Below are 6,044 nucleotides of genomic sequence, written 5' to 3' on the forward strand. Positions count from 1 at the left end.
ACTCGTAGCCTTCGCCCGTCACGTCCAGCCGCCTGCCGCCGGTCCAGAGCTTCGTCACCGTCATTTTATTCTGGGTCAGCGTGCCCGTCTTATCCGAACAAATGACCGACGCGCAGCCTAGCGTCTCGACCGACGGCAGCTTGCGGACGATCGCTCTCCGCTTGATCATCCGCTGCACGCCAAGCGCCAGCGCAATCGTGACGATCGCCGGCAGCCCTTCCGGAATGGCCGCCACCGCCAGGCTGACGCCGGCCAGAAACATACCGTACGGCGGCTGGCCGTGCAAAATGCCGGCAATGACGACCATGACGGTCAAACCGAGCGCCACCACGATCAAAACTTTGCCGAGCTGCTCCAATCGGTGCTGCAGCGGTGTTTCCATCGACTCCGTCTGCGCGATCAGGTGCGCGATTTTGCCCATTTCCGTTCCCATACCGGTTCGCACGACGATGCCGCGTCCGGTTCCCCTGGTCACCATCGTCCCCATAAAACCGATGTTTTTCATATCGCCGGCGGGAAGATCGACCTCGGCAATCGTCGACGTATGTTTGCTTGCGGGAACGGATTCCCCGGTAAGGGCGGATTCCTCCGCATACAGTCCGTTCGTTTCAAGCAGACGGATATCGGCCGGTATACGGTCGCCGCTCTCAATCAGGACGATATCGCCGGGTACGAGCAGGGCGGCGGGCACCTCCGTCACTTTGCCGTCGCGCACGACGCGGGCGGTCGGGGCAGACAAGGCCTTCAGGGAACGCAAGGACTGCTCCGCTCTGTATTCCTGTACGAACCCGAGAATCCCGTTAATGACGATGATCGCCACAATCGTCACCGCATCCAGATATTCGCCGAGCAGGCCCGAAAGGAGCGTCGCGCCGACCAGCACGAGCACCATAAAATCTTTGAACTGGTTCAAAAACAGCGTCAGCGGCGATATGCGTTTGCCTTCCGACAGCTCGTTGCGTCCATAGGCGTTAAGCCGTTCGGCCGCCTGCGCCGCCGTCAGTCCCGCCTGCGGATTGCTCTCCAGCTTTTCCGCAAGCGCGGATTGGCCGAGCTGGTGCCACATCGTTTGATCCATCCGTTTCCCTCCCGTTTCTCCATCCGCCGCGTCCTTTTCCGCCTCGCCGAGCGCACGGACAGCCTTTACAGGGTAAATGTATTCGGACAAACCGAAAATTATCACCGGCGGCCGGGAGAGCAGAGAAAAAGCGGCGTCGGGCCATCCCGGGAGGAGGCCTTATTCATGCCGCGTATGCGGGTTAGGCTGGGCGGCCGCAAGAAAGGGCTTAAGTTTTCGGCCGGACTATGGCATGATAGAGAAATGACATGATAAAGGCAGGTATCGCGTTTATGGCTCTCGACGGCATCGTAACCCGCGCGCTGGCGCATGAGCTCACCCTCATCGTCGGCGCGCGCATCGCCAAAATTCATCAGCCCGACGAGCATACGCTCGTCTTTCAAATCCGCGGAGCGCAGGCGCAGGGTCGTCTGCTGCTATCGGCGAATCCGACATATCCGCGCGTCCATTGGACGACGCAGCCGCATTCCAATCCGCTGGAAGCGCCCATGTTCTGCATGCTGATGCGCAAGCATTGCGAGGGCGGCGTCATCGAAGCGATCCGGCAGCCCGGCAACGAACGCATCCTGTCGTTCGATATCCGCCAGCGTGACGAGCTGGGGGACTATGCCCTCAAGACGGTCATCGTCGAGCTGATGGGAAGGCACAGCAACATCATCCTTACCGACCCCGCGACCGGCGTCGTGCACGACGGCATTCATCACGTCACACCGGCGATCAGCAGCTATCGTGTCGTGCTGCCCGGCAGCGCCTACACATCGCCTCCGGAGCAATCGAAGACCGATCCTTTTCGCATAGACTCTGCCGCCGAATTCGCGGAAGCGATGGCAGCGGCACCGGAAGGGGCATCGCCCGATAAACGTCTGGTCGCGGCGTTCAGCGGCATCAGCCCGCTGCTCGCCAAAGAAATCGCCCACCGCGCCGCCTTGGATGCCGCAGCTGCCGATAGCGCCCGCCCGGCGACCGCATCCGCAGCAGACGCGCCCGGCAGCGATGATGGCTTGTGGCAGGCGTTCCGCAGCATGACGGAGCATTTTCGGGCCCACCGGTACGAGCCGGTCATCGTTGACGCGGATAACGGCAAAACCTTTTTTTCCGTGACGCCTCTCGCGCATCTCGATGGAACAACCCTCGCCTTCGATACGATAAGCGCCTGCATGGAAGCTTATTACGGCGACAAGGCGGAGCGGGATACGGTCAAACAGCGCGCCGGCGACCTTTACCGGTTTCTGCAGAACGAGAAAGCCAAGAACGAGAAAAAGCTGCAGAAGCTGAACGAAACGCTGGAGGAAGCCAAGGACGCCGACAAGCACCGCAAACTCGGCGAGCTGATTACGGCGTATATGCACGGCATCGCCAAAGGCGACGCCTCAGCCGAGGTCGTCGACTATTACGATGAGAACCAACGGACCGTGACCATTCCGCTCGACCCTCTGCTTACGCCGTCCGAGAACGCGCAGCGCTATTTCCGCCGTTATACGAAGGCCAAGAACAGCCAAGCGGCCGTAGCCGAGCAAATCGGGATGGCGCACGAGGAGATCCGCTACTTCGAGACGCTGTTGCAGCAGCTCGACAGCGCGGCCTTGCAGGATATTGAGGAAATCAGGGACGAGCTCGTCGAGCAGGGTTACCTGCGCGCAAGGGGCAAGCGGGGGCCCAAACGGAAAAAGCCGGCGAAGCCGTCCTTGCTCTGCTACACCTCCTCGGAGGGCGTATCCGTTTTCGTCGGCAAAAATAACGCCCAAAACGAGTATCTGACGAACCGGCTGGCCGCCCAGGGCGACACCTGGCTGCATACGAAAGATATTCCCGGCTCGCATGTCGTCATCCGAGGCACGGATTTCGGCGACGCCACGCTCGAGGAAGCGGCGATGCTGGCCGCCCACTACAGTCAGGCGCGATCCTCCAGTCTCGTGCCGATCGACTACACGCTGATCCGGCACGTGCGGAAACCAAGCGGCGCAAAACCCGGTTTCGTTATTTACGATCATCAAAAAACGCTGTTCGTCACCCCCGACGAATCGCGCCTTAAGGCGCTCCCTTCGCAAATCAAGGGATGAACAAACAAGCCGCGGCACAGTTGAGCAGCGGCTTGTTTGTTGATCAATGCCCCGAAGCGATTACTACCTGCACGATCCCTCTCCTTCACCAGCGGGCTCTGCGAATGCCCTCCAGCCGCGCGATGACTGATGCGTCGACCGTACGGCTGCCGAGCGCGCCGTGGAACACGACCCCGTTCCGTTCGCCGTGGTAGTCTGAGCCGCCCGTTGCGACCACGCCGAACCGGTCAGCCATCGCCCCGTAACGCGCCTCCTCCTCCGGACCATGGTCGGAGTGAAACACCTCGATCCCGTCCGCTCCATAGCGCAGCAACTCTTCAATCAGCCTGTCGGAGCCGTATAATCCGGGATGCGCGACGACCGCCGCTCCGCCGGCCTCCCGAATCCAATCGATCGCCTGAAACGGCGTAATGCGAGGCGGATTGACATAGGCGGCAGCCCCGGAGGACAAATAGCAGTCGAACGCTTCCTTCATCGTCGAGACATAGCCCTTGGCCACCAACACGGCCGCGATATGAGGCCTGCCGACGGTGTTGTCCCCTTCGCCGTCCTTGCCCGCCTGCTCGAACACCTCCCGCATCGATACCTGCAGCCCGAGCTCCCGCAAACGCTCCACAATCATCTCGTTGCGGACGCCGCGCACGCCGCGAAGCGATTGAAGCCGCTCCAGCCAGACCTTGTCCGACAGGTCGAAATAGTAGCCGAGGATATGAATATCCCGTCCTTCGGCCACCGTGCTGAGTTCGACCCCAGGAACAACCGTTATGCCGAGTCTGACGCCCTCCGCAACCGCCTCCGCCACTCCCGCGACCGTGTCGTGATCCGTTATCGCCACCGCCGCAAGTCCCCCTGCTTTAGCAAGCCGGACATTATCCGAAGGCGCACCCGTCCCGTCCGAAGCCGTCGTATGCGTGTGTAAATCCGCACGGCCGTTCATAACCATTGCTTCAAATCCCTCTCCCTCAGAAATGTAAGAAACGTCACCGCAGAAATCGGCAGCAGCGCGGACTTGAGGTAGATCGAGTAAAACTGCCGTTTAAAGCGCACGTCCGATATCGGCACGACTCGGATGAGGCCAAGCGCCACTTCGTGCTTCACCGAAGAAGCCGATACGATCGACAAGCCGACCCCGGCTTCCACTGCGGACTTGACGGCTCCCGTGCTGCCAAGCTCCATGACGAGATTCATTTTCGCCGGATCGATCTGGCGGGAGCGGAGCTGCTCCTCCATCACCAGCCGCGTTCCAGAGCCTTGCTCCCGCAGGACGAACGGATAGGAAAGGGCTTCCTCCAGGGTCACTTCTCCAGATTGGCCGAGCGGATGCGATGCCGGGACGATCAGCCGAAGCTCGTCGCTCATGACCGCCTCCATATGCATATCCGGATGATTCACCGGCGCTTCGACCAGACCGAAGTTCAACTGGTGATTCAGAATCTCTTCCATAATTTGCGCGGTGTTCATCACTTTCATGCTGATGGAGATTTGCGGATATTCCTGGCCAAAAGGGCCAAGAAGCCGCGGCAATATATATTCACCGATCGTCAGGCTTGCGCCGAGCTGCAACCGGCCTTTTAACTGTGTCGTAAATTTCGACATCGTCGCGTCGGTTTCCCGGATCAATTCGATTGACTGCTGCGCGAACGGCATCAATGCCCGGCCGGCATCGGTCAGCTCGATCCTTTTGGTGGAACGGAGCAGAAGCTTCGTGCCGAAGTAATCCTCCAGCGATTGCACCTGCATCGTTACGGCCGGCTGCGTCATATGCAGCGCCTGGGCGGCTGCCGAAAAGCTGCCCCGTTCCGCCACGGTAAAAAAGATATGGAGCTGGTGAAAGTTCAGTGCCATACGCCCGCATTCTCCTTTCTGTACACCGATCATTATAGCAAACCGACCCTCAAGAGAGCGACACAAACAAAAAAAACACATGCGGTATGCATGTGTTCGGCTTGCGGCATCGGCTTCCGCCTGCTATTTGCGCTTGCGGCTGTTCTTGATCAAGGTCATCCGCCGGGAATGGCGAAGCCACGAATAGTAAGATTTCAGATCGCGAAGTTCGATCGTTTCCGACATCCGGCCAAGGAACGTCACGACGATCATCTTATGAAGGGGGTTGCCGAGCAAATCCGTTGCGCCCGGCAGCGATGAGAACTCGGCGACGAACACCAGATCGTCGTCGATCAAATATACGTCCTGCTCGTTGCGGTAGTACGGCTCCACCCGGCCCTGCTTCAGGCTCTGCCACATGAAATCGGCGATATCCTCGAAACCGGTTTTTTCGCTTTCTATCCGATCGATCCATCTGCTTTGGGCATGGTTCGTAATGACGATATCAGCCACTTTCTTATCGCCTAAAACGACATGAAACGACTCATAGGTACCCCACCTCGAGGTCGTTTTATCCTTCATCGCTCCACCCCTTCCCAAAAGCGGGATATTGATTACATATGCAAAACACTGCCTTCACGACTTCTCCGCAAACCGTTTAAAGACTGTAAAATCTCGTCTTATCCTGCATGTCCTTGGAATATTCCGTCTTGATTTCATTCCGGTACGAGCGCTCGATTCTCTTAACGTAAGGAAGCCGCTGGATGTTGCGGGACGTATCTTCGGCTCTTTCCGTATTGACGTACATTACCACATAATGCATTTTACGCGACATATAGTGTACGGTTCCATATTTCTCGAGATTGCGGGCGGCCTTTAAATCGCTCACCCAGACGATATACCCCGTGCGTTCCGCGAACGTCGACGGCAGCGGCGCCGTTTCCTTCTCTTCCATGGACATGACCGATTCCCCCATAAAACTTCCCAAAATACTCCCCAAAAAGTGAAGCTAGCGCGAATACTTTCCGGAGGCCTTCCTTACCGAACTTCTGCGTAAAATAACGCGGGAGAGGCGCGGCGGC

General features: G+C 58.7%; 5 protein-coding genes and 1 pseudogene. 1 reads left to right on the top strand and 5 read right to left on the bottom strand.

Going from position 1 to position 6,044, the window contains the following annotated elements:
- Positions 1–1,078, bottom strand: a pseudogene (locus BG52_RS12180) (cation-translocating P-type ATPase); the annotation flags it as partial.
- 272 nt (positions 1,079–1,350) lie between these two features.
- Between BG52_RS12180 and BG52_RS12185 the strand changes: the two are divergent.
- On the top strand, positions 1,351–3,138 hold the full coding sequence (locus tag BG52_RS12185; protein WP_036585547.1) for an Rqc2 family fibronectin-binding protein: 1,788 nt from the start codon (positions 1,351–1,353) through the stop codon (positions 3,136–3,138).
- A gap of 85 nt (positions 3,139–3,223) precedes the next feature.
- On the opposite strand, the gene BG52_RS12190 is transcribed toward BG52_RS12185, so the two are convergent.
- From BG52_RS12190 to BG52_RS12205, 4 genes are all read right to left on the bottom strand, one after another.
- Positions 3,224–4,081: a PHP domain-containing protein gene (locus tag BG52_RS12190; RefSeq protein WP_051588087.1), complete on the bottom strand. Its 858-nt coding sequence runs from the start codon at positions 4,079–4,081 to the stop codon at positions 3,224–3,226.
- Positions 4,072–4,983 (bottom strand): selenium metabolism-associated LysR family transcriptional regulator, encoded by a 912-nt coding sequence (locus BG52_RS12195; RefSeq protein WP_036585539.1) that lies wholly within the window; start codon positions 4,981–4,983, stop codon positions 4,072–4,074. Before BG52_RS12195 ends, BG52_RS12190 begins: the two co-directional genes overlap by 10 nt.
- Positions 4,984–5,106: 123 nt before the next feature.
- Positions 5,107–5,544 (bottom strand): periplasmic protein, encoded by a 438-nt coding sequence (locus BG52_RS12200; protein WP_036585541.1) that lies wholly within the window; start codon positions 5,542–5,544, stop codon positions 5,107–5,109.
- 76 nt (positions 5,545–5,620) lie between these two features.
- Positions 5,621–5,923 carry a YlbG family protein gene (locus tag BG52_RS12205; RefSeq protein ID WP_223299006.1) on the bottom strand — a complete coding sequence of 101 codons (303 nt, stop codon included), beginning with the start codon at positions 5,921–5,923 and terminating at the stop codon, positions 5,621–5,623.
- Positions 5,924–6,044 lie beyond the last annotated feature (121 nt).

The sequence above is a fragment of the Paenibacillus darwinianus genome (genome assembly GCF_000598065.1).
Lineage (GTDB): Bacteria > Bacillota > Bacilli > Paenibacillales > Paenibacillaceae > Paenibacillus_I > Paenibacillus_I darwinianus.

Coding starts and splice junctions, on each gene's coding strand:
- BG52_RS12195 (WP_036585539.1), bottom strand. CDS start 4,983: ATGGCACTGAACTTTCACCAGCTCCATATCTTTTTTACCGTGGCGGAA.
- BG52_RS12185 (WP_036585547.1), top strand. CDS start 1,351: ATGGCTCTCGACGGCATCGTAACCCGCGCGCTGGCGCATGAGCTCACC.
- BG52_RS12200 (WP_036585541.1), bottom strand. CDS start 5,544: ATGAAGGATAAAACGACCTCGAGGTGGGGTACCTATGAGTCGTTTCAT.
- BG52_RS12205 (WP_223299006.1), bottom strand. CDS start 5,923: ATGTCCATGGAAGAGAAGGAAACGGCGCCGCTGCCGTCGACGTTCGCG.
- BG52_RS12190 (WP_051588087.1), bottom strand. CDS start 4,081: ATGGTTATGAACGGCCGTGCGGATTTACACACGCATACGACGGCTTCG.